Origin of the sequence: Bradyrhizobium cenepequi (assembly GCF_020329485.1) — a bacterium.
GTDB classification, from domain to species: Bacteria; Pseudomonadota; Alphaproteobacteria; order Rhizobiales; family Xanthobacteraceae; genus Bradyrhizobium; species Bradyrhizobium cenepequi.
The window spans coordinates 575,691-597,543 of sequence record NZ_JAGKJI010000001.1 but is presented as its reverse complement, the minus strand read 5'-3'; the positions used below and the strand labels follow the sequence as shown (position 1 = coordinate 597,543).

Annotated in this window: 20 protein-coding genes and 1 pseudogene; 4 read left to right on the top strand and 17 right to left on the bottom strand. The window is 61.1% G+C overall.

Annotated features, from left to right (window positions below; genetic code table 11):
- Positions 1-2 precede the first annotated feature (2 nt).
- The 8 genes from J6497_RS02985 to J6497_RS02950 form a co-directional block, all read right to left on the bottom strand.
- Positions 3-767, bottom strand: coding sequence for an ABC transporter ATP-binding protein (locus J6497_RS02985; RefSeq protein WP_225702707.1), 765 nt, complete (start codon positions 765-767; stop codon positions 3-5).
- Positions 764-1,750 carry a branched-chain amino acid ABC transporter permease gene (locus J6497_RS02980; RefSeq protein WP_225702706.1) on the bottom strand — a complete coding sequence of 329 codons (987 nt, stop codon included), beginning with the start codon at positions 1,748-1,750 and terminating at the stop codon, positions 764-766. Before J6497_RS02980 ends, J6497_RS02985 begins: the two co-directional genes overlap by 4 nt.
- 4 nt (positions 1,751-1,754) lie before the next feature.
- On the bottom strand, positions 1,755-2,639 hold the full coding sequence (locus tag J6497_RS02975; protein WP_225702705.1) for a branched-chain amino acid ABC transporter permease: 885 nt from the start codon (positions 2,637-2,639) through the stop codon (positions 1,755-1,757).
- 70 nt (positions 2,640-2,709) lie between these two features.
- Positions 2,710-3,966 (bottom strand): ABC transporter substrate-binding protein, encoded by a 1,257-nt coding sequence (locus J6497_RS02970; RefSeq protein ID WP_225702704.1) that lies wholly within the window; start codon positions 3,964-3,966, stop codon positions 2,710-2,712.
- A gap of 50 nt (positions 3,967-4,016) precedes the next feature.
- Positions 4,017-6,407, bottom strand: a complete 2,391-nt coding sequence (locus J6497_RS02965; protein ID WP_225702703.1) for a xanthine dehydrogenase family protein molybdopterin-binding subunit — start codon at positions 6,405-6,407, stop codon at positions 4,017-4,019.
- Entirely contained in the window at positions 6,404-6,859 is a 456-nt protein-coding gene (locus J6497_RS02960; protein ID WP_225702803.1) for a (2Fe-2S)-binding protein, read from the bottom strand. The genes J6497_RS02965 and J6497_RS02960 overlap by 4 nt, the downstream gene beginning before the upstream one ends.
- A 20-nt stretch (positions 6,860-6,879) precedes the next feature.
- Positions 6,880-7,761, bottom strand: a complete 882-nt coding sequence (locus tag J6497_RS02955; protein ID WP_225702702.1) for an FAD binding domain-containing protein — start codon at positions 7,759-7,761, stop codon at positions 6,880-6,882.
- A 106-nt stretch (positions 7,762-7,867) separates the two neighbouring features.
- The gene (locus J6497_RS02950) at positions 7,868-8,851 is read right to left on the bottom strand and encodes a LysR family transcriptional regulator (protein ID WP_225702701.1); all 984 of its coding nucleotides are present in this window, start codon (positions 8,849-8,851) and stop codon (positions 7,868-7,870) included.
- 105 nt (positions 8,852-8,956) lie between these two features.
- Here J6497_RS02950 and J6497_RS02945 point away from each other — a divergent pair, with 105 nt between their 5' ends.
- The 3 genes from J6497_RS02945 to J6497_RS02935 all read left to right on the top strand — a co-directional run bounded on the left by J6497_RS02945 (position 8,957) and on the right by J6497_RS02935 (position 11,981).
- Positions 8,957-10,030 carry an LLM class flavin-dependent oxidoreductase gene (locus J6497_RS02945; protein ID WP_225702700.1) on the top strand — a complete coding sequence of 358 codons (1,074 nt, stop codon included), beginning with the start codon at positions 8,957-8,959 and terminating at the stop codon, positions 10,028-10,030.
- 68 nt (positions 10,031-10,098) lie between these two features.
- Positions 10,099-10,995 (top strand): polysaccharide deacetylase family protein, encoded by an 897-nt coding sequence (locus J6497_RS02940; protein WP_225702699.1) that lies wholly within the window; start codon positions 10,099-10,101, stop codon positions 10,993-10,995.
- Positions 10,992-11,981 carry a Gfo/Idh/MocA family protein gene (locus J6497_RS02935; protein ID WP_225702698.1) on the top strand — a complete coding sequence of 330 codons (990 nt, stop codon included), beginning with the start codon at positions 10,992-10,994 and terminating at the stop codon, positions 11,979-11,981. Before J6497_RS02940 ends, J6497_RS02935 begins: the two co-directional genes overlap by 4 nt.
- Here the strand turns inward: J6497_RS02935 and J6497_RS02930 are convergent.
- From J6497_RS02930 to J6497_RS02915, 4 genes are read right to left on the bottom strand one after another with little or no spacing between them, the layout of a single operon-like run.
- Positions 11,949-12,638 carry a TetR/AcrR family transcriptional regulator gene (locus J6497_RS02930; RefSeq protein ID WP_225702697.1) on the bottom strand — a complete coding sequence of 230 codons (690 nt, stop codon included), beginning with the start codon at positions 12,636-12,638 and terminating at the stop codon, positions 11,949-11,951. The two genes, J6497_RS02935 and J6497_RS02930, sit on opposite strands and share 33 nt — an antisense overlap.
- Before the next feature lie 13 nt (positions 12,639-12,651).
- On the bottom strand, positions 12,652-13,185 hold the full coding sequence (locus J6497_RS02925) for a flavin reductase family protein (protein ID WP_225702696.1): 534 nt from the start codon (positions 13,183-13,185) through the stop codon (positions 12,652-12,654).
- Positions 13,186-13,195: 10 nt separating this feature from the next.
- A complete protein-coding gene (locus J6497_RS02920; protein ID WP_225702695.1) occupies positions 13,196-14,419 on the bottom strand; it encodes an acyl-CoA dehydrogenase family protein in 1,224 nt (407 codons plus the stop codon).
- 11 nt (positions 14,420-14,430) lie between these two features.
- Entirely contained in the window at positions 14,431-14,934 is a 504-nt protein-coding gene (locus J6497_RS02915; protein ID WP_225702694.1) for a VOC family protein, read from the bottom strand.
- Positions 14,935-15,186: 252 nt separating this feature from the next.
- On the opposite strand from J6497_RS02915, the gene J6497_RS02910 reads away from it, so the two are divergent.
- Positions 15,187-16,137 (top strand): NAD(P)-dependent oxidoreductase, encoded by a 951-nt coding sequence (locus J6497_RS02910; protein ID WP_225702693.1) that lies wholly within the window; start codon positions 15,187-15,189, stop codon positions 16,135-16,137.
- A 130-nt stretch (positions 16,138-16,267) separates the two neighbouring features.
- Here J6497_RS02910 and J6497_RS02905 read toward each other — a convergent pair.
- The 5 genes and pseudogenes from J6497_RS02905 to J6497_RS02885 all read right to left on the bottom strand — a co-directional run bounded on the left by J6497_RS02905 (position 16,268) and on the right by J6497_RS02885 (position 21,849).
- A pseudogene (locus tag J6497_RS02905) lies at positions 16,268-17,946 on the bottom strand (methyl-accepting chemotaxis protein).
- Between the two features lie 211 nt (positions 17,947-18,157).
- Positions 18,158-19,282, bottom strand: coding sequence for a Bug family tripartite tricarboxylate transporter substrate binding protein (locus J6497_RS02900; RefSeq protein ID WP_225702691.1), 1,125 nt, complete (start codon positions 19,280-19,282; stop codon positions 18,158-18,160).
- Positions 19,283-19,307: 25 nt separating this feature from the next.
- Positions 19,308-20,075, bottom strand: coding sequence for an ABC transporter ATP-binding protein (locus J6497_RS02895; protein WP_225702690.1), 768 nt, complete (start codon positions 20,073-20,075; stop codon positions 19,308-19,310).
- Positions 20,072-20,881: an ABC transporter permease gene (locus J6497_RS02890; RefSeq protein WP_225702689.1), complete on the bottom strand. Its 810-nt coding sequence runs from the start codon at positions 20,879-20,881 to the stop codon at positions 20,072-20,074. Before J6497_RS02890 ends, J6497_RS02895 begins: the two co-directional genes overlap by 4 nt.
- Positions 20,878-21,849 carry an ABC transporter substrate-binding protein gene (locus tag J6497_RS02885; protein ID WP_225702688.1) on the bottom strand — a complete coding sequence of 324 codons (972 nt, stop codon included), beginning with the start codon at positions 21,847-21,849 and terminating at the stop codon, positions 20,878-20,880. The genes J6497_RS02890 and J6497_RS02885 overlap by 4 nt, the downstream gene beginning before the upstream one ends.
- Between the last annotated feature and the right edge of the window lie 4 nt (positions 21,850-21,853).

Sequence of the window (21,853 nt, the reverse complement as noted above, 5' to 3'; positions counted from 1 at the left end):
GTCTAGTGCTCCCGCTGGCCCAGGTAGACACGCTTGACCTGCTCGTTCTGGCGCACCTCGGCCGGTGTTCCCTGCGCGAGCAATTCGCCATGATGCAGAACGAGCACGCGGTGGCTGATGCCCATCACGAGCTTCATCTTGTGTTCAACGAGGATGACGGTTCGCTCGCCGGCGAGGCGAACAATGAGATCCATCATGACCCGCGTTTCCTCGGGGCTCATGCCGGCCGTCGGCTCGTCGAGCAATAGCAGCCGCGGATTTGCCGCAAGTGCCATGCCGATTTCGAGCGCGCGCTGCTCGCCATGCGCGAGATCGCGGGCGCGGCGCGCGCGACGGTCCTTCAATCCGACGAGTGCGAGCAACTCGTCAGCGCGTTCAGCAAGGCCCGGCAGCATGCTTCGCGGACGCCAAATGTCATATCTGGAGACGAAGGCCTGCAATCCCACCCTGACGTTCTCATGCACGGACAGGTGCGGGAAGATGTTGGTGATCTGGAACGACTTGGCGATCCCGAGATGGGCAAACCGATGCTGCGGAAGGTTGGTGACATCGCTGCCCTCGAACTCCACTTTGCCTGTCGTCGGCCGGAACGCACCTGAGAGCAGATTGAAGTATGTGCTCTTGCCGGCTCCGTTCGGCCCTATGATCGAGGTGATAACGCCGCGTTCAAACTCGGCGCTGATGTTATTCAGCGCGACGAACTTGCCGAACATCTTGCTGACGCCGGTGGTGCGGAGGATGATCGGGGATGCTGCGGTCGCGGTCATGGCTTGATCCTCTTCAGGATCGTGCCCCAGATGCCCTCCGGGAAGAACAGCACGCAAACGACGAACACCCCGCCGACGACCAGCTGCCAGTGCACGGTCCAAAGCGAGACGAGATTCTCGAGCAACAAGAACACCGCTGCCCCGACAAAGGGACCGAAGAAGGTCCCCATGCCGCCCAGCAGCGCCATCATCACAACCATTCCGGAGGTTTCATAGTGAAGGATCTCGATCGGCACGATCGACAGATGCAATGCCGCCAGCGATCCCGCAAGACCGCAGAAACCGCCGGAAAGGATGAACGTCATCAGGCGCGTGGCAACCACGTTGTACCCCGAAGCGCGCGCCCTGGCCTCGTTCTCGCGCACTGCCTCGATAACGGCGCCGAAGGGAGATGCGAGAATGCGCGACAGCACGAAGAACGCCAGAATGACAAAGCTGGCGACGACGTAGTAGCGGACCAACGGATTGATGAAATCAAAATGGAGACCGAACAAGTTGATCGCGCGGACGTTGATGCCGCGCAAGCCGTTCTCACCACCGGTCCAGTCCACCGCCTGATAGAAGATGTAATAAACGCATTGGGCAAGCGCCATGGTGACCATGGCAAAATAGATACCGCGGGTGCGGATGGCGAGACTCCCGATCAGCGTCGCCATGACCAGCGCGCTCAGGACGCCAATCGCGATCGCTGCGTACCAGGGAAGCCCGAAATGAACGATGGCGATGCCGCAGAGATAGGCGCCGGTCCCGAACAGCGCGGCGTGTCCAAATGACAGCAGGCCGAGATAACCGAACAAGAGGTTAAAGCCGAGCGCATAGAGGCCGTAGATCAGGATATTCACGGCAAGTGCAGTAAAGGGCATCACGAACGGGAAGATCAGCACGAAAATGCTGGCGAGCAGCACGCGATGACGCTTGGCCAGGTCGAACCAGTTGTACGATCTGGAAGATGAAGCGGCGATGGTCGGGGCGATATCGATCATCGTGTCAGCTCATCAATCCTGCGCGACCAAAGAAACCCTGCGGCCGGATCAGCAGCACAATCGCCATCAGCGCAAAGATGGACACCTTGGCCATTTCAGGCGCGAACAGCGAGGACATGCTGACAACGACCCCGACCAGCAGCCCGGCCAGCACCGCACCGCCGATCGAGCCCATGCCGCCGACGACAGTCACCACGAAGGCCTCGGCCAGGATGGTCGCACCCATTTCAGGAATTACGCCCTGCAGTGGCGCGGCCAGAAGGCCCGCAAATCCGGCAATTGCCGTCCCGATGCCGAAAACGATGAGCCAGACCCGGCTGACATCGACCCCGAGCACCCGCACGATTTGCGGATCGCGCGCGCCGGCGCGGATGACCAAGCCGAAGCTGGTCCGTTCAAGGAACAGCCACAAGCCGATGAGGACCACGGCCGTGGCGCCGATGACAAACAGCCGGTACAGCGGGAAATAGCCGACGCCGATGTCGACGGCGCCCTGCAGAAGTTCGGGCGTGTCAAACGGATAGCCGCTGGTGCCAAACGCGATCCGGATCAGTTCGATCATGATGTAGGAGAGGCCGAACGTCAGCAGTAGCGGATAGTCGATGCCGCGGCCGTACAGCGGGCGCACGAGGAACCGCTCAACGATCATGCCGAAAGTGCCGACCAGGAGCGGCACCCCCACAAGGCAGATCCAGAAGTTGCCGCCCATCGACACCAGGAAGAGCCCGGCATAGGCCCCAACCATGTAGAAGGCCCCGTGGGCGAAATTGACCACGGTCAGCATGCCGAAAATCAGCGACAGGCCAATGGCGAACAGCACATAGATCGCACCGAGAGCAAGCCCGGTGAAGAGCTGCAGCGCAATCAGGTCGAAACTCAATCCACTCATGGCGTCCCGGGTGTCATTGATTGAGACGAAAGAAGCCGGGCGCAATTAGGGCTGCGCCCGGCGGAACGGATCAGTTCTTGTGGCCAAGCGCCTCGCAGGTTCGCAGATTGGCCTCGTTGGGCTCGTCGGTGCTGATGACATTGAAGACATCGGCGTCGCCCTTCTGCGGGTTCGCCTTGGACTCGATGATGAACACCGACTGCACCGACTGGTGGTCGCATTTGCGGTAATATTGCGGTCCCTTGTAGTAGTCGTACTTCAATGCTTCGACCGCTGCGATGACCTTATCGGCATCGAGCGATCCGGCAGCACGCGCCCCCATCAGCAAAGTCTTCACGCCGCCATAGCCGAGCGCGCCGTAGTCGGAAGGCACTTTGCCGCCGTGCATCTTCCGGAAGCGGTCATTGAACGCCTTCGCGGAAGCCACCTTGTCCTCGATTCCCCAGTAGTAGGATGTGCCCCCTACGACGCCATCGAAAGCCTGTGCGCCGGCGGCCACCCTGCCGGTATAGAGCAGAATGGGCGCAACGATCTTCATCGACTTCTTCATGCCGAAATCGGTGGCCTGCTTCAGCGCAATCTGCTGATCCCGGCCGAAATTGCTGATGCACAAAATATCCGGTTTCAACGCCTGGATCCGCGGCAACAGCGCCGAGAAATCCGTCGTGCCGATCGGGTGGCGGACGTCGGTGACAGTCTCAACTCCAAACGCCTTTCCGGCCTCCTGGAAGCCGCGCACCATTTCATGGCCATAGGCATAGTCCGCGGTGAGAAAGGCGACCTTCTTGCCGAACTTCGGGAAAGCATAGCGGCCGACGGCGCCGGCGGTCATATGCGGATTCAGCGCCTCATGGAAGGTGAACTTGCTGAAATCGGAGACTTCGTTGATCGTATCCGACTGGCTGATCGAATTGAAGATGATGCCGCGCTGCTTGGTGACGTTGTTGACGGCGAGCTGAACGGCGGCCGACAGACTGCCGACAATGAAATTCACCTTCTCCTTTTCCACCAGTTCAAGGGTACGGGTCGCCGCCTCGCCCGGATTGAGCTTGTCGTCCCGAACCAGCAGCTCAGCCTTGCGGCCGTTGAGGCCGCCGCCTTCGTTGAACTCTGCGATCGCAACCTCGGCCGCGCGCACCTGATCCTGGGCTTCGGTGCCATACGGTCCGGTCAGCGGCACCGGAAAGCCGATCTTGATCGTCGGCTCCTGCGCCATCGCAAGGTTGATGCGGAAAGGCGACGCGGCAACCAGTGCGCCGACGCCCGCGGTGGCGAGCACGCGGCGGCGACTCATTCGCTTCGATGTGAATTTGCTATCTTCAGTCATGCATTCCTCTCCCTGGCTGTGTCTTCTCTGATTTAAGTGTGCAGGCTACATCATGCGCGTCCAAGCGCGGATAGGATCACGCGCGGGGTCAGCGGGATCTCGGCAATGGTGACGCCGAACGGCGACAGCGCATCATTGACCGCATTGGCGACAGCGGCGGCTGCGCCCGCCGTACCCGCCTCTCCGGCCCCCTTTGCACCGAGCTCGCTCTCCTTGGTCGGCGTCACCACGTGACCCACAGCGATATCCGACATCTCGGCGGCCATGGGCACGAGATAGTCGGCCATATTGGCGTTGGTGAGCTGGCCCCGCTCATCGTAGATGCAATGTTCAAACAACGCAGCCCCGAGCCCCTGGACGACACCGCCGCGGATCTGTTCATCCACCAATTGGGGGTTGATCACGGTGCCGCAATCCTCGACCACCCAGTGATCGAGCAGACGGATGAATCCGGTTGTCGTATCGACCTCGAGCCGTGAGGCCTGAATTCCGTTCGTGAAGGCAAAACCGTATTCGCGCGGAACGAAGTGCCGAGTCGCCACCATTTCCGGCTGCAGCCCCGGCGGAAGCGTGTCGGGCCGAAAGAAGACGATACGGGCGAGCTCGGATAGCTCTATCTTGCGTTCTCCGCTTGACGGATCCACCACGGCATTATCGCTGATGTCGAGGTCCGCAGGGCGCGCCTGCAGGATGGCTGCCGCAACCTGGAGGATGTTGCCGCGCAGTGCCTTGGCCGATTGCAGCGCTGCCTCACCGCCAATGCCGGCCGCCCGCGAAGCCCAGGTGCCTCCACCATAAGGTGTTGCGTCGGTATCTCCCAGCACAACACGGACGCGGTCGATCGACACGCCGAGCCCGGTCGCAACGATTTGCGCCGTGATCGCCTCCGAGCCCTGGCCCTGCTCGGTGATACTGGTGTAGCAAGTCACGGAACCTGCGGCATCGAGCCGAACCGTCACGCCGTCCTGAGAAGAGATGCGTGCGCCGCCGACCCCATAGAAGGCCGCGCCAGGATTGGTGACCTCAATGAAACTCGCAAGGCCGATGCCGCGATGAATTCCCTCTCGACGCAGCCGGGCCTGTTCAGCACGAAGCACGTCATAGTCCATCATCTGCAGCAGCTTCTGAAGCGATGCATGATGCGAGAGCGCCTCGAAGCGCAATCCCGTCGGGGAGGCGCACGGATAGGCATCATCGCCGATCAGGTTGAGACGCCGGATTTGCACCGGGTCCATTCCGATGCGGCGCGCGGCAAGGTCGACAAGACCTTCGGTGACCGAGCAGGCGATCGGATGACCCACCGCACGATACTGGCAGGTGACGTTCTTGTTCTGGAAAACCACCCGTGCCCGCGCCCGATAGTTGGGCGTGGTGTACTGACCGCCGACAAGGTTGACGACCTGGTTCGCCTCGACCGCACTGGTGCGTGGATACATCGAGTAAGGCCCGATGCCGGTCAGATCATCGATCTCGAAGGCCTTGATCAAACCGTTACGGTTGACGGCGATGCGTCCCTTGCAGATGTGATCACGCGCGTGAATGTCGGTATTGAAGCTTTCGACCCGATCAGCGACGAACTTCACCGGTCGGCGAAACAGTTTCGCAAGGCCGTATGCTGCCATCTCGTCGGCATAGATGTGGACTTTGATGCCAAATGATCCGCCCACGTCCTTGCAAACGACGCGCACCTGCTGCTCGGCGAGGCCGAGATGCTTTGCCGCGATGTTCTGCACCATGTGGGGCGCCTGGGTGCCCTGATAGATAGTGAGGCGCCCCTCGCCCACATTCCAGTCGGCAACGACCGCCCTTGGCTCCAACGTCACACCGGTGTGACGGCCGAAAACAAACTCCGCCTCAACCACCTCGTCGGCTTCGGCAAACGCCGCATCGACTGCGCCTGCGTCGTGATTGCGTTCGAATGCAAGATTGTCGCCGAGATCGGGATGGATCACCGGCGTTGCCGGGTCGAGCGCCGAGCGCATATCCGTGACCGCCGGCAATTCTTCGTAGGAGATTTCGACCGCTTCCGCCGCATCTTCGGCGAGCGCGCGGCTGCTCGCCAGAACTGCGACGACCGCCTCACCCTGCCAGCAGACCCGATCGATTGCCATGGCGTGCTGAGGCGCGGATTTCAAACCCTTCAAGTGCGATAACACCCCGACCCAGGGAGTCACGACCCCAGCGAGTTCGCGGCCGGTCACCACGGCAACCACGCCAGGCATAGCTTTCGCTGCCTCGGTATTGATCGCGGAAATCCTCGCATGCGCATGCGGCGAGCGAACAAAAGCGACATGAACCATGCGCGGCAGCACGAGGTCACTGACATACTGCCCCCGCCCTTGCAGCAGACGGTCAAGGTTGGGGCGCGGCACGGATTGGCCGATATAGGAATTCGGCCGATCCAGCGCGGTCAGGCCCTTGGGCTGATCGGAGCGACTCATGGACGGCGCTGCCTCGCCTTGGCGGTACGCTCCACGGCATCGACAATCGCATGATAGCCGGTGCAGCGGCAGTAGTTGCCGGACAAGTGCTCACGAATTTCGGTTCGCTCCGGGTTTGCACACTTGAGCAGAAGATCCTGCGCCGTGAACAGCATTCCCGGCGTGCAATAGCCGCACTGGAGCGCATTGCGTTCACGGAAAGCGGCTTGGAGATCGGCTATCTCGCCGCTGTCGGACAGGCCTTCGATGGTTTCGACTGCGCAGCCGTCTGCCTGCACTGCGAGCGTGAGGCAACTGCGAACGATCTCGCCATCGACGCGCATGGTGCACGCACCACATACCCCGTGCTCGCAGCCCACATGGGTCCCGGTCAATCCAAGCTGGTCGCGCACAAAGTCGGCAAGGTTCAGCCGCGCCGGCACATCCGCGCTGATGCTCTCGCCGTTGACCATGAGCGCAATGCGGGTGGCCGTCACCTCACCACCTCCATCGCAAGCTCCGGCCGCTCAAGAACGTCTGCCACGCAGCGCGATAGCAGCAGCCGCGCAAAATGCCGACGCATGGCTGCGCTGGCCTGCTGGTCATCCGGGGGATCAAGCTCGGCGTCCAGCGAGGCTTGCGCCTCCGCTATGCGCTCGGCGGTGATGTCCACACCAACCAAGTAAGCGGTGGCGCGCGCAAGGTGCGGACGATCACCAATGGCGAAGTATGAAAGGCGCAAATCGCCGAGCTGCGCGCCATCCACGTGCGCAAGAGCGGCGAGACCCGTCATCGCGTAGTCGCCACTGCGGCGGACGAATTCATGGAAATACGTCCGCGAGCCTGGCTGTGGCCGCGGAACTTCAATCGCGGTAAGCAGTTCGTGTGGCTCGAGTGCTGTCTCGTAAATTCCCCGGAAAAAATCGCGTGCATTGACGCGCCGTTCGCCGCCCTCACTTCGAATCACCATTCTCGCTTCGAGCGCAAGCATACAAGCAGGGAATTCGGATGCCGGATCGGCATGCGCGAGATTCCCGCCGATCGTGCCGCGATTGCGAATGGCGGGATGAGCGACATGAGCCGCGGCCTGTCGCAGCAGCGGCAAGCTGGCCGAGATATCTTCCGAGGTCAGCAGGTCGGCGTGACGGGTCAGCGCCCCGATCGCGACGATGTCGTCCCGAAGCTTGATACCGCGCAGCTCATCCAGCCGACCGATGTCAATCAGGATAGCGGGGACGGCAAGCCTCAGATTGAGCGCGGGCAATAGGCTCTGCCCGCCGGACAGGATCTTCGCGGCGCTGCCATGGCGTGACAGCAGCTCGAGCGCATGCTCGATACTCTCCGCGCGCACATAGCTGAAAGCCGGAGCTTTCATTTGCCGGCCATCCTCCCAGGTCTTTTCATCAAGCCGCCTTATCGTGCCGGCCTGGGGCGGATTAGACGTTGCAAGTTGCCAAAGGTCAAGTTTGTTTATCGATCGATCACTTGAGCCGACGGGAGCCCCGCGCCTTCCGGGCCGGCCGGGATACCGACGCTCCGCTCATGATCATGCGGTCAAACAGCGCCTGCGCACGTGCCGCCTCCTCCTTGAGGAGCCTTGCAAATAGCGCCGCGGCCGGGGAGATCGCCTTGCGTGCCGGCTCAGTCAGGACGAACTCGGAATGGAGTGGCGGATCCTCGAGCGGCCGGATCTCAAATCGCGACTCCTTCAGGTCCGACACCATCATGATAAAGGGTAGGATCGCAACGAAGTCGCTCGCTGCGACGAATTGCAGCGTGCCCATCATGGCGTCAAGTTCCAGCCGTTGGGCGATCTCGATCCCATTCGCGGCGAAATAAGTTTCGATGTTGCCGCGGCGGGTGTTCTGCCAGCCCGGCACGACGACCTTCAAAGGTCCGAGCTCGGACAGGCGGACGGTGCCAGCGATGGTGCGATGACTGCGCGTCGCCCGCGGGCGCGCCCGCACCAGCATCTCACGGTCGCGCAGCAAAAGGCGCTGCGAGACCCCAGGTGTTCCGGAAAACGCGGGCACTGCGGCGAAGTCGAGCTCTCCCGCCCGCACCATCTCGGTAAGCACGCCGGAATAGGCCTCAGTAATGTTGATCTGGACCGCTGGCGCCGCGAGAAGGAAACTCTCGAGCACAGGCGGCAGCAGCGAGCGCGTGAAGGTCGGCATGAGGCCGACACGAAGGGGACCGCTCGGCTTCTCGGCAGCGACCTTCTGCGCAGCAACGTCGAGCCGCTTCAACGCCGCGATGCATTCTTCGTAATAGGTCCGGCCCGCCGCGGTAAGCGCGACGTTGCGGCCGTGCCGCTCGAACAGCGCCGTGCCGAGTTCCTCCTCCAGCTGCGCCACATGCTGCGAAATGCCGGACTGGGTCGCGCCCTCCCGGAGCGCAGCCGCTGTGAAGGAGCCTTCCTCGTGCACGGCGATAAAGGAGCGAAGCTGCCGCAGCGAGACCATTGTTCTCATATCAAATTAACTAATGCGATTGAGCAAGAATTATCATTTTTCTTGCGGCCGGCAATGGCTACTCTTGCTGAGCCTTCCAAATCAGGATGATACCCCATGAAACTCGGCTTCTTCACCATGCCGATCCACCCGCTCCAAAAAGACTGGCGCCAGTCGCTCCAGGAGGATCGCGAAGCCTTCGTGTTGGCGGACGAGCTCGGGTTCAGCGAAGCCTATGTCGGCGAACACGTGACCGACCGCGCCGAAAACATCACCTCATGCATCGCGTTTATCGCCTGGATTGCAGCTGCGACCAAGCACATCCGCCTCGGCACCGGAACGGTAAACCTGCCGAATGCGCACCCCGCTGCCGTCGCAGCGTCGATCGCGATGCTGGACCACATGCTCGAAGGACGGCTGATCTTCGGAATCAGCCCGGGCGGCCTCCTGTCTGACGCCGAGCTCTTCGGCAATCTCGATGCCGATCGCAACGAAATGTTCGTGGAAGCAATCAATCAGGTGCTGGCGATCTGGCAGGGCGAACCGCCATACGACATCAAGGGCAAGTATTGGTCGATCTCCACGGCGCGAACCATGATGACGGAGGTCGGTCAGGGCTATATCGCGCGGCCGCTGCAGCGGCCGCATCCGCCCATCGTCGTTACGGCCGTTGCACCTTTTTCCAAGGGGGTCACCGAGGCTGCCGCCCGCGGCTGGGAGCCGATTTCGGCCAACTTCCTGATGCCTGCCTGGGTCAAGAGCCATTGGCCCAGATATGTCGAGGGCTGCCAGCGCGCGGGCCGAGCGGCGGATCCGGCCAACTGGCGCGTTGCCAAGAGCATCTTCGTGGCCGAGGATGAAGCGACTGCCAAGGCTTATGCGACCGATCCCGACGGGCCTTACGTGAACTACTACCGTTCGCTCTTCACCAAGCTGAAGAAGAATGGGCGCATCGAACTGTTCAAGACACACCGCGACCAGCCGGATGAGGAGGTCACCCTGGAATCGATCTGTGACCGCCTGGTCATCTACGGAACGCCTTCCAGCGTCGCCGACAAGCTGCTCGCCTTTCAAGAGCAGGTTGGCGAGTTCGGAACATTGCTCTATGCCGGCAAAGACTGGAAGGATCGCGAGCTCGGCCGCTGCTCTATGATCCTTTTAGCTGAAAAGGTGCTGCCCCGACTGCAATGAACCAAGTCACAGCCAACGGTTGTAGGCTGAATTGGCGAAGATCGGCACAAGAATAGAGGAGACATTCTGTGGCGCTGTCGGAGCGAATTCCTTACCAGGCGCTGATCGACCGGCCGAAGCTTGAGTTGCCGGGAGGAAAGCGACTCGCCGTCTGGATTATCCTCAATGTGGAGGAGTGGCGCATCGAGCAAGCGATGCCGCGCACGGTACTGAGCCCTCCCATGGGCCAGCCGTTGCTGCCTGACGTTCCGAACTGGTCCTGGCATGAATACGGCATGCGCGCCGGGTTCTGGCGCCAGTTCAAGGCGCTCACCGACCGCAACATTCCCACCACGCTCGCCATCAACGGAAGTGTCTGCCAATCCTATCCGCGGGTTGCCGCCGCGGCGCGCGAGGCCGGCTTTGAATTCATGGGCCACGGCTTTCTCCAGGGACCCATGCACAAGGTCGAGGACCAGAGCGATGCCATCAAGCGTACGGTCGACATCATTACGAAATTCGCCGGCAAACCGCCGCGTTCGTGGGAGAGTCCCGGTCTCACCGAGACGGACGAAACACTTGATCTGCTGCGCCGACACGGAATCGAATACGTCGCCGACTGGGTGATCGACGATCTTCCGCAGGACATCGATACGCCGTACGGGCGGATCACGACCATTCCATACACCGTTGAGACCAACGATATCGTCGTGCACGCCCTCCAACATATGCCTTCAGAGCAGTTCCTGCGCCGCTGCATCGATCAATTCGATCGGCTGTACCAGGAGGGAGCGGATAACGCCCGTGTCATGGCGATTTCGATCCATCCCTACATCACCGGCGTGCCGCATCGGATCGGCTACCTCGAGCAGATCCTCGACCACGTCATTGGCCATGATGGTGTCGCCCTGATGACGGGAAGCGAGATCGGCGACTGGTATCGCGAGGCGCTGGCAAAGGCTCAGAGTGCGGGCCGCGCATCATGATCAAAGCCGCCGTCATCGGCCTCGGGTGGTGGGGCCAGACGATCGCCGCTAATCTCAGCGAAAGCTCGATCATCCGGCCGGTGCTCGGCGTGGATCCGGCACCGGCTGCCCGTGCGGCTGCCGAGGCAAAAGGCTTAGAGACCGCCGACAATTTCGAAGCCGCCTTGAACCGAAGCGACATCGAAGCGGTGATCCTGTGCACGCCGCAGGACCGGCATGCTGATCAGATCGTTGCAGCCGCGGCGAGCGGCCGGCACGTTTTCTGCGAAAAGCCGCTATGCACCACCGCATCGGATGCGAACCGCGCCCTCGCGGCGGTGAAGGCGGCCAAGGTCCAGCTCGGCATTGGTCATGAGCGTCGCTTCGAGCCGGCGATCATCGAACTGCGCCAGAGGCTGGCAGCGGGTGAGTTCGGCAAGGCCTTGATGGTCGAAGCCAATTTCAGCCAGGACAAGTTCCTCGATTTGCCGCCGGACAATTGGAGGCTCTCCGCAACGGCAAATCCGGCAGGACCGTTGTCGGCGACCGGCATTCACCTTGTCGATTTGTCAGTTGCCTTGCTCGGAACGCCCACGACCGTCTGGGCGCGGCTCGCTACTCTGGGCAGCCACTTCGCAAATGGCGACACGCTGTCGATCACGCTTGGCTTCGAGAGCGGCACCACCGCAGCGTTGACTGCAATCCTCGCCACCCCCTTCATGGGCCGGCTCGCCTTGCTAGGCTCACACGGCTGGATGGAGATTCGAGACCGCACTCATCCGGAAAGGCCGACCGGCTGGGACGTAACCCGGGTCGTTCGGGGCTCCGACCGCAGTGTCGCCTACTATCCGCCGCATCCAGCGGTGCGCGACAACCTGGAGGCCTTCGGCCGCGCGATTCGCGGTGACGGCGCCTATCCCGTGACGCATGACGAAATGCGGTTCGACGTTCGGGTGTTCGAGGCGGTGCAGCGTTCAGTCCTCACCGGCCAGCTGGAGACGGTCTGATTTTCTCGAGAGCCGGCGCGGCTCGACGATCCGCGTAAAGCTCGCAAGATAAACGTCGACAGCATCCGCAATCATCTTGTCCTTGTCCTCGAGCACCGCCGCATCGTAGATGTATTTCCTGATGCCATAATAGAAGATGCCGCCGTGGAAGACCCAAGCCATCTCCAGTTCGGCCGGTGTGGGCTTCTGGGCGGGCAGCTCGGCCGCAGCGCGGCATTCCCTGACGATGCGCGTCAGGATCTTGTCGCGAACCACATTGACGTAAGCGCGATTGATCTCGAGCCCCTTCAGACCCGAAAACAAATAAATGCGTAGCCAGATCCGCGTGAAGATCGCGTCTGTATACGCGTTATAGAACTCACACAACCGCTCGCGGATCGGTCGCGAGCGGTCCGCCAGACGCTTCTCCCAGCCGCTCTCGAGCGGCTCGAGATAAACTTTCTTATAGACCTCCTCGATCAGGTCGTCCTTGCTCGGAAAATAGCGATACAGGAGCGGCTGGGTAACGCCGAGGCGGCGTGCCAGCTCCCGCGTGCCGCCATTGAAACCTTCATCGGCAAAGAACTCGGTTGCCTTGCGGATGAATTCCTGGCGCCGCTCCTCTGGCGAAAGGCGCTTCGATTTGGGGCGAGCGGAGGTAGGCGATTTCTTGTTCATGATAAGCGAGGGATCACACACCAGGGCTGAAACGGCCAAACTCGCCGCGTGTAAAGAGCAGTGGCTCGGCATCGTTGTAGGCGTAGCGCTCCACGGCACCAAGAAAAATGATGTGATCGCCGCCGTAATACCGGTCCACCGTGCGGCACTGGAAGGTCGCGACCGTGCCGGCCAGCACGGGCGCGCCACCCAGCCCGCTTCGCCAGTCGGTTCCTGCGAACTTGTCGGCCTTGCTGGCCGCGAAGCGAGCAGCCAATTCCCGTTGACCGGCCGCGAGCACGTTGACCGCGAAGTGCGAGGCGTTCTGGAAGACGCTCATGCTCTGTGAATAGACGAGAAGGCTCCACAGCACGAGTGGCGGGTTGAGCGAGACCGAAGCGAACGAATTGCAGGTCAGGCCCACGGGCGTGCCATCTTCGGCGGCAGCCGTGACGATGGTGACGCCGGTGCCGAAGCGCCCCAGCGCCTTTCGAAAGTCGCGTCCGTCCAACGGCGCCCCGCTCCGGTGGGCAGCGTCGCCCGAGCCAACAGAGGTCGGCGTGGCCATTTGAAGCTCGCTACAGCGTTAGATTTTCGGACGGCAGGCCCAGAGCCACCCGTCCGTAATTGGTACCTGCCGCGTCGAAGCTGAAGGCGATGTGGGCATTGATCGCATGCGCATCACGGAATTGACGCTGGAGCGTGCCTGCCGTGTAAAGGCCGCGCGCCCCGCTCGCCGTGAACAATAGTCCGACTGCCTCGGTGCACAGGTTGACCGAGAACGCGCCGTCGCGGCGATAACGCGTTTTCTCGGCAAGATCCGGAATCCGTCCGCGCCTTGCATCGGCCATCGCTTCGATGCAGGTTCGGCGCATGACCAGCCGCGCCGCGTCAATCTTGGCGGATGCTTCGGCGATCTTGATCTGCGTGGTCTGCAGATCCCCAAGCTTCATCCGATTATAGGTTGACGCCCGATGCCGGGCGGTCTCGACGTAGTCATCCAGGCAGCCTTGCGCATTGCCCAACGCTGCGCCGGACAGCACGAACGGAAACAGCGAGAACACCGGCAGCGCATACAATGGGCCGGGATTCACCTGACTGCCGGGGGGCGGTCCTCCGGCTACGTCCCGCACGGCAAGCGTCATGTGGTCGGGAACGAAGAGGTCCTCGATCTCAACATCGCTGGATCCCGTACCCCTGAGACCGCTGGAGTCCCAAGTGTCGATGATGCGATAGTCCGCGGACCGAACCAGAAAGATTCGGTGCTCGATGCCCTCTGCCTCGTCGTCGCTGGAAACGATGCCGGCGAGCATGTTCCAGCTGCTCGAGTCGACGCCTGAAGAAAACGGCCAGCGCCCGGAGATGCGATAGCCGTTTGCGACCTTGCTGGCACGGCCTGCGGGAAATACGAACGACGATGCTATCAACGCGTCCGGATTCTCCTTCCAGACCTTATCTTGAGCGCGCGGATCGAACATGCCGAGCATCCAGTGGTGGCTGGCGAGGTTGGCCAAGTTCCACGCCACGGACGCATCGGCAAGGGCAATGACCTCGGCGAAATCGATCAGTGCGACATAATCCAGTTCCGAACCGCCGACCCGCTTCGGCTGCAGGATCCTGAACAGCCCCGCCTCATGCAGCGCCCGTTCGGTGTCGGGCGGCAGGCGGCGCAGTTGCTCTGTTGTCGCCGCCCGCCCGCGGAGGCGTGGCAACAACTCCCGCGCCCGCTCGAGCATCGCTGCATATAGCTTGTCGGCAGCGCCACCTTCGCCATTGGTTGGTTGCTGAAGGATGCTCGCCATCGCGATCTCCCTCACCTGGCCCGATCTGTCCGGTTCGGTTTCATGTGTGGCCGGTCAAGATAGAGGGAGGCGCGAAGGCCCTCGGCGTCTTGCGCGGCGAACTCGCTCAGCAGCTTCATCTCGGGAATTTTGGAGCGGTCGAGCGTGTTCACGTCCGGCCAATCCACTTCGATCAGGTTGCCGGCGGGGTCACGCAGATACATCTGCACGCATCCATCCGGCAGTTCGTTCACGCAGTTGCGAAAGGCGGTTGAATCGAGTGCGCCGAGCGCCTTGGCGCGCTCATAGACTGCATGGAAATCATCCACATCGATCGCGAAATGTTGGTACACGGGAATGTGGTCCTGCAACTCAAAGACGTGGAGCTGAAGATCACCGCAGCGCAGGTACCGCGTCTTGAAACCGAAATTGTAGGTCGGTATCGGCTCGAGCCCGAGCACCTCCTGATAGAAGCGCATCGAGGCTTCCAGGTCCTTCGCCCCCACGGACAGATGGTTGAATCCCAGAACCTTCATAGCGCACTCCCTTGTCTCTTCTTGATTATCGAGTGATAAATACCGTCTTTCGGCGCCGAATGCAAGGCTGAATTGGACGACACCTTGCAGCGCAACCTGAGCGTCGACGATCTGTTTGATGGCCGAACACGTCGATGATCGGCACCCTTCTGGCGATCACACGAGACCATCGATACGAGGGATGATCCTGTCCGCATACTTGCGACAGTGAAATTGACTTGGTTTGCCAGCGTGCTTATCGCTTGATCATTAATGCGGCCAATAGAGCGAGCAGCCAGCCGAGAGCAACTTAGGGAGAGAAACATGGACGAACGAGGCACTGAAGAAAAACTCGTCGGTATCATCGGCCTCGGAATTATGGGCGGCGCGATCAGTACCAACCTGGTCCAGCGCGGCTGGAGCGTGATCGGCTATGACATCGACGAGGCTCGCCGTCACGAGGCAGCAGAAGCCGGCGTCACAGTTGTCGAAAGCGCATCCCAGGTCGCGGCACACAGTCGAACTATCATGACAAGCTTGCCCACACCAGCGGCCGCTCAGATCGTCGCGCAGACGATCGCGCACGGGTCCAGCCCACATACCGTCGTTGAGCTCAGCACTTTCGCGCTCGACGATAAGCTCGCCTTCAAGTCGATCCTTGATGCCAGCAATCATGTCGCGCTCGACTGTCCCCTCAGCGGAACGGGAGCACAGGCGAAGATGCGAGATCTGGTCGTCTACGCGAGTGGTGATTCCACGGCGATCAAGCGATGCGAGCTTCTTTTTGCGGATTTCGCCAAGCAGAGCGTAGACCTCGGCGCCTACGGTAACGGCAGCCGGATGAAATTTGTCGCAAATCTCCTCGTTGCCATTCACAACGTGGCGGCTGCGGAGGCCATGATGGTTGCCGAAAGTGCCGGCCTCGATCTCCGCCAAGTCATCGAATGTGTAGGCGCCGGCGCCGGCGGCTCCCGCATGTTCCAGATGCGGGCGCCTATGATGGCGAAAGGAACCTACGCTCCGGCCACGATGCGGGTGGCTACGTGGAAGAAGGACATGGCGATCATTGATCGCTTCGTAAACGAGCTCGGCTGTGCCGTCCCACTTTTTGCTGCGACCGTTCCTTTCTATGAGAAAGCGCTTGCGATGGGGTTCGCTGATCAGGACACCGCCTCGGTGTTTGAGGTGTTCAAGAGCCCTTCATCCACCGGCGTACGCCCGTGAACGTCCTTGCCGGTCGACGGCCAGACCAGACATTGCCAGGTTCCCGAGGCTTCCGGCCTGGAGCTTGGCTCGGGTCGACCACATGTTCCTGGTCCAGTGCGATGCGCCGACAGTCTCCGTCTGCGAGCGGCTATGCCGCTCGCACGGAGTTCAGGAATTTGCCTACCTCGAGCTTCAGGCGGCTGCTTTCGGTTGATAGCGACTGGGCAGCGGACAGGACCTGCGTGGATGCAGACCGCGTCTCGATAGCCCCGCGCTGCACGTCGGAAATATTTACGGACACTTGCATCGTTCCCTGGGCCGCCTGCTGCACGTTGCGGGAGATCTCCTGGGTCGCGGCGCCCTGTTCCTCTACGGCCGACGCGATGGTTGAGGAGATCTCCGACATCCGTCCGATGGTGCCGCTGATCTCGCGGATCGCGCCGACCGACTCCTGCGTGGCCGCCTGGATCCCCGAGATCTGCAGGCTGATCTCGCCGGTAGCTTTCGCCGTCTGCTCCGCCAGGGTCTTCACCTCGGAGGCCACGACCGCGAAACCGCGGCCCGCTTCGCCCGCCCGCGCCGCCTCGATGGTCGCGTTCAGAGCCAGCAGGTTGGTCTGTCCGGCAATGGTATTGATGAGATCAACGACATCTCCGATACGCGTCGCCGCCTGGGCCAATCCTTCGATGCGGTCGTTCGTCCTACTCGCCTGCTCCACCGCCTGGCCCGCGATGCTGGCGGATTCGTGCACCTGACGGCTGATTTCGTTCACAGACGACGACATCTCCTCGGCCGCCGATGCCACTGACTGAACGTTGGTGGCGGCTTCGTTCGAAGCTGCGACTACCAGCGACGTGAGTTCCTGCGAACGCTCGGCTGATCCGGTCAGCGTGCCGGCGGATGCTTCGAGCTCGACGGATGCGCTGGACACGGCCTCCACGATCTGGCCGATCAGAGCTTCGAAGTCACGGGTGATTGCGTTGATGCGCTCTCCGCGCACGATCTTGTCTTTGGCGTCGACAGCGGCGGCTTCGTCTGCCGCCTTCTTGGCAATCAACGCTTCCTTGAAGACCTGCAGGCTTCTCGCCATGTTGCCGATTTCGGTGTTCGCTTCCTGATGCGGGATCGCGGCGGTCAGATCTCCACTGCCCAACGCCTGCATCGGAGCTTCGATCGACTTGATCCCGGTCGAGACGTCGCGCACAAGGACGATTGCGGCGCACACGCCGAGGATCATTGTCAGCACAAGGGAGGCCAGCACGATCTTCATCGCGGTCGCGTAGCTCACTGCCGCATTTGCGGCGGCGGCGTCGGCACCCTTGTTGTTCAGGTCGATGTCCTTCTGAAGGATCTCGTCGGACTTCACCCCGACCAGCGAAGCCTTGGCGTGCAGCGTTCGTGCCTCCGCATCCTCATTCTTGCGAGAGAGCACCAGCACTTGCTTGACGCCTTCGAGGTACTCTTCCCATGCAGCCTTCGATTCATTGTAGATGGCGCGTTCCGCGGGCGAGGTGATCATCCGTTCGTAGCGCTTCTGAGCTTCTCCGAGGATGCCGATCCACTTTGCCAGCAATGCTTCCTGCGCCTGCTTGCCGGATTCGTTGGTCGACAAGAGATGCGTACGGACGATTGCGCGATAGGTGATCGTGGCCGCGCGGATCTCGCCGAGAGCGCGAATGCTCGGCAGCCAGCTATTTGCGATTTCAACGGTCGAGCCGTTGATGTCGCTCACTGCTTCAGCGCCAGCCCGCCTATCGCCGACATCGCTGCCAGCAGAAACAGAACGACGACAGTGATCTTGGTACGGATCGAGTAGCGGGCGAGCATCTGAAAGGTCCCTTTGGAGAGTCTGTTGCCTATTTGGCGGGGCGACATACCGAAGGAATCTTGCCGGCATTTGGTTAAGTTCCGCTCAAGACGCGGCTATTCCCATGCAATTTAGGCCAGCTTTTTGCGATGATACATTTTGACATTGTATTACATCTGACGCTGCCCCCTGATCAAAATCGGACGCAGGACATCGAGTGACAAGCCCATATCACTCGATGCTGATGCCGCTCGCCTTGATCGGCGCTTCCCATTTCTTGATTTCGCTCTGTACGAACTTTGCGAGGTACTCAGGGGTAACCTCATCATCCCTAGCCATGACCAATCCGGCAGCTTCCAGCTTCTCCCGCACGGCGGGCGTCTTCATGGCTTCGACGGTCGCCTGATTGAGCTTATGGACGATAGCATCCGGAGTGCCTTTCGGCAGGAAGAACGCGTTCCATGTGTAGGCGTCGACATCGAAACCCTGCTCGATCGCGGTGGATATGTTCGGCAGCGCTGGAGACCGCTGCTTGGACAGAATGGCGATCGGTCTCACCGTACCTGCATCGATCTGCGCCTTGGCGGTGGTGATGATGTCGCACAGATAATCGACGCGACCGCTCATCAGGTCCTGCATGGCGGGATTCGCGCCCTTGTAGGGCACGTGAACGATGTCGAGGCCGGTGATCATGTTGCTCAGCGCACAGCCCAGATGAATCGCCGAGCCTGTGCCGGCGGAGCCATACTGCATCTTGTCCTTGTTGGTCTTGGCGTATGCAACGAATTCCTTCATGTCCTTGACCGGAAGATCCTTGCGCGCGACCAGGACCAATGGCGCTTCCATCACCAGCGCAACCGGCGCGAAGTCTGTGAGCGCGTTGTATGCTGGTTTCTTGTAGAGCGTCTGGTTCTGAGCCTGGGTGCCGACCGTGCCTTGCAGGAAGGTGTAGCCGTCGGGATCGGCTTTGGCGACACGGCCGGCCCCGTTCATGCCGCCGGCACCGCCGACGTTTTCGACAATGACCGGCTGGCCCAGGATTTCTCCCATGCGCTGCGCCATCAAACGGGCGACCACGTCATTGGGGCCTCCCGGCGCGAACGGGTTGATCATGGTGAGGGGCCGGTTCGGCCAATCAGTGGCGTGAGCCGCCTGAACCACGGTGCTGGTGCCAAGACAGATAGCTGTAAACAGAGCGAACCGACGACGCGACATATTTTCTCCCCGCTGGTCTTTTCGTTGATAAGACATAAGAGAGCCGAGTTCCGTCGAACCCGGCCCAAACCGACCGCTTGCTGGTGACCCCGCGTCGCCGCACAGCTGGGCGTCTTTGCGCGATCTCAGACAGCCATCCACCTAGCGGCGCGTGTCGAGCCTTGCTTCACGCCGCCAGAACATGCTGGATCTGGCTCCGGATGGCCTCTTTGCTCTCCTGGGACGCCGCGGGGGTGAGAGGGATGTCGATCGCAATGTTGGCTGGCCGTTTGAGAACCACGATGCGATCTCCGATCTCGAGCGCTTCGTTGATCGAATGGGTGATGAAGACCGCGGTCTTTCCGTTCTCTTTCACCAGCTTGACGAACTCGGTGCGTAGTCGTCGTCCCGTCATCTCGTCGAGCGCTGAAAACGGTTCGTCGCAAAGCAGAATATTCGCGTTGGTGGCGAATGCGCGCGCAATCGAGACCCGCTGACGCATGCCGCCGGAAAGGGCGTGTGGATAGTCGTCCTCATGACCGCGCAGGCCGAGCGTCTCCAGCCAACGCTGCGCCATGGCGCGTCGTTCTTCAGACGTCTTTTCGAGGATCTCAAGGCCGAGCTCGACGTTCTGGATCGCAGTCCGCCAGGGCAACAGCCTGTCGTTCTGAAAGACGATCGCCATGCGGCCGCGAAACGCGTCGAACTCGCGAAACGGATTGCGGCCATCTACCGTGACCCGGCCCTCGGTGGGCTCGGTCAGACCTGCGATCATGTTGAAGATCGTGCTTTTTCCGCAGCCGGTCTTGCCGAGCAGGGCCAACATCTGCCGCTGCGCGACCTGCAGATCGAGCTTGTCAACCGCCAGGTAGGCTCCGGCCAACCCCGGCTTGCCGAAACTCTTCGAAACGCCATCGAGACGGATGACCATTTCGGTTGAATCGTTCGAGGTCATAGCGAGCGCTCCGACACTGCCCGATACCGAAATGCGATCCTTTCGATCAGCGTCAGGATCGCCTGAACGATCAGAACGAAGAAGACGAGTTGCAGCGTCCATGCCAAAGCTCCTGCCATGTCGAACACCTGCTGCTGCTGCAGGAGCTCATAGCCAACGCCGCCGGTCGCGCCGACCAGTTCAGCAACCACGACCACACGTGACGCATTGCCGAGATTGACTTTCCAGGCCGTCAAAATGTCCGGCAGCACGGCCGGAATGATCATCGATCGAAACAGTTTGATGCGCGACGGCCGGAAACTCATGACCATCTCGACCAGATCTCGCGACATCGCCTGCAGCGCTCCGAGAATCTGGAACGAGAAGGCCGGCAGCGTCGTCATCACCATGATGAAGAAGATGCGCGGCTCGATCCCATGAAACCAAATGATCGCAAACACGACCCAGGACAGCGCCGGAATGCCCTGAAATAGCGTCAGGACAGGCGACAGGAAATCATGCGCCGCGCGCGATTGCGCCATCAAGACAGCCAGCAGCGCGCCGATGACGAATGCGCCTGCCAGCCCGGCCAGAATTCGCAGCACGGTGGCGATGACGTCCGAGAACTGAGCCCAGTCGGTGACGATGCCGATGAAGCGCCAGAAGACATCGACCAGCGAGGGAAACAGGAACGGCGGAAAGAACAACGAGGCGAATTGCCAAACCGCCGCAACCGCCACGAACGGCAAAAGGTAGGTGCCCACGCGACGAAGCGCGGCCGCGCCGAACCTGCCGGCGTCGGAAAGCTGATATTGAGCCGCCGTCATTGCATTGGTCCCTCGTAGATCGTCGAATCCGACGGGTGCGACGGGAGGAATGAAATCGATTTGCCGGCCTCGTAGACTGCTTTGATCTCCTTCACGACCGCAGACGCCGGCGTCACGTTCATGCCCAGCCGGTCGTTTGCCCGGATCAGATCGGCGATCGCCTTGCCGGACTCGGCCGACCCCTTTCCGGCGATCAGCGTTGCTGCCTCGTCCGGATGTGCGACAACCCAATCAGCCGCCTGCTTGTAGGTCGCATAGAGCTTCGGGATCAGATCCTTGTGCTTTTCAGCCCAATCGCGATGTGCAGCAACGCCGAGATAGGGAATGTTGGCGCTGCCGGACATCTTCTGCCAGCTCTCCTTGATATTGAGATCGAGCATCCGAATGCTTGGCTTCTTGGAGTGCAACGTCGTATAGGCAGGCTCCCACAACTGAATGGCTGTGGCGCGATCAGCGAGTGCATAGCCGACCAGTCCGGGCGTGGCGGTATTGATCACCGAGAACTTGCTTGTGTCCGCGCCGAGCTGACGCGCGAACCAATCGAACATGACGTAGTTGGTCGTGCCCTTCGCGGCTGCAAGCTCCTTGCCTTCCAGATCCTTGATGGTCTTGATCTCGGCGCGTGATGTTACCACCGCACCCCAATAGTCGAACAAATTGAAAAGATACGTCGCCTTGACGCCGCGCACGTCGGCAAGTCCGACGGTGAGAAGGGCCGCGCTCCCGCCAACCTGAAATTCTCCGGAATTGAATTGCGCGGTATAAGCGTCCGGCGTGCGCTCCTGGAAATCGATCGATATTCCATTCTTCTCATCGAGCTTCTGCGCCTTGATCACCGGAGGAAGGAACGCTCCGAGAGAAGGCGCGCCGAACACGACGATCGAGATCTTCGGCAGATCCGCCGCAGGCGATGGCGCGGCCGCTGTTAGCGCAGACAAGAATGCTAGTGCGAATGCAACCTTCTTCATCCTC

What these genes read in the sequence shown, in the direction of transcription:
- J6497_RS02975 (WP_225702705.1), bottom strand. Translation starts at nt 2,639, where the DNA reads ATGAGTGGATTGAGTTTCGACCTGATTGCGCTGCAGCTCTTCACCGGG.
- J6497_RS02950 (WP_225702701.1), bottom strand. Translation starts at nt 8,851, where the DNA reads ATGGTCTCGCTGCGGCAGCTTCGCTCCTTTATCGCCGTGCACGAGGAA.
- J6497_RS02985 (WP_225702707.1), bottom strand. Translation starts at nt 767, where the DNA reads ATGACCGCGACCGCAGCATCCCCGATCATCCTCCGCACCACCGGCGTC.
- J6497_RS02935 (WP_225702698.1), top strand. Translation starts at nt 10,992, where the DNA reads ATGATCAAAGCCGCCGTCATCGGCCTCGGGTGGTGGGGCCAGACGATC.
- J6497_RS02910 (WP_225702693.1), top strand. Translation starts at nt 15,187, where the DNA reads ATGCGGCCAATAGAGCGAGCAGCCAGCCGAGAGCAACTTAGGGAGAGA.
- J6497_RS02960 (WP_225702803.1), bottom strand. Translation starts at nt 6,859, where the DNA reads ATGGTCAACGGCGAGAGCATCAGCGCGGATGTGCCGGCGCGGCTGAAC.
- J6497_RS02955 (WP_225702702.1), bottom strand. Translation starts at nt 7,761, where the DNA reads ATGAAAGCTCCGGCTTTCAGCTATGTGCGCGCGGAGAGTATCGAGCAT.
- J6497_RS02965 (WP_225702703.1), bottom strand. Translation starts at nt 6,407, where the DNA reads ATGAGTCGCTCCGATCAGCCCAAGGGCCTGACCGCGCTGGATCGGCCG.
- J6497_RS02945 (WP_225702700.1), top strand. Translation starts at nt 8,957, where the DNA reads ATGAAACTCGGCTTCTTCACCATGCCGATCCACCCGCTCCAAAAAGAC.
- J6497_RS02920 (WP_225702695.1), bottom strand. Translation starts at nt 14,419, where the DNA reads ATGGCGAGCATCCTTCAGCAACCAACCAATGGCGAAGGTGGCGCTGCC.
- J6497_RS02885 (WP_225702688.1), bottom strand. Translation starts at nt 21,849, where the DNA reads ATGAAGAAGGTTGCATTCGCACTAGCATTCTTGTCTGCGCTAACAGCG.
- J6497_RS02925 (WP_225702696.1), bottom strand. Translation starts at nt 13,185, where the DNA reads ATGGCCACGCCGACCTCTGTTGGCTCGGGCGACGCTGCCCACCGGAGC.
- J6497_RS02980 (WP_225702706.1), bottom strand. Translation starts at nt 1,750, where the DNA reads ATGATCGATATCGCCCCGACCATCGCCGCTTCATCTTCCAGATCGTAC.
- J6497_RS02930 (WP_225702697.1), bottom strand. Translation starts at nt 12,638, where the DNA reads ATGAACAAGAAATCGCCTACCTCCGCTCGCCCCAAATCGAAGCGCCTT.
- J6497_RS02915 (WP_225702694.1), bottom strand. Translation starts at nt 14,934, where the DNA reads ATGAAGGTTCTGGGATTCAACCATCTGTCCGTGGGGGCGAAGGACCTG.
- J6497_RS02890 (WP_225702689.1), bottom strand. Translation starts at nt 20,881, where the DNA reads ATGACGGCGGCTCAATATCAGCTTTCCGACGCCGGCAGGTTCGGCGCG.
- J6497_RS02895 (WP_225702690.1), bottom strand. Translation starts at nt 20,075, where the DNA reads ATGACCTCGAACGATTCAACCGAAATGGTCATCCGTCTCGATGGCGTT.
- J6497_RS02970 (WP_225702704.1), bottom strand. Translation starts at nt 3,966, where the DNA reads ATGACTGAAGATAGCAAATTCACATCGAAGCGAATGAGTCGCCGCCGC.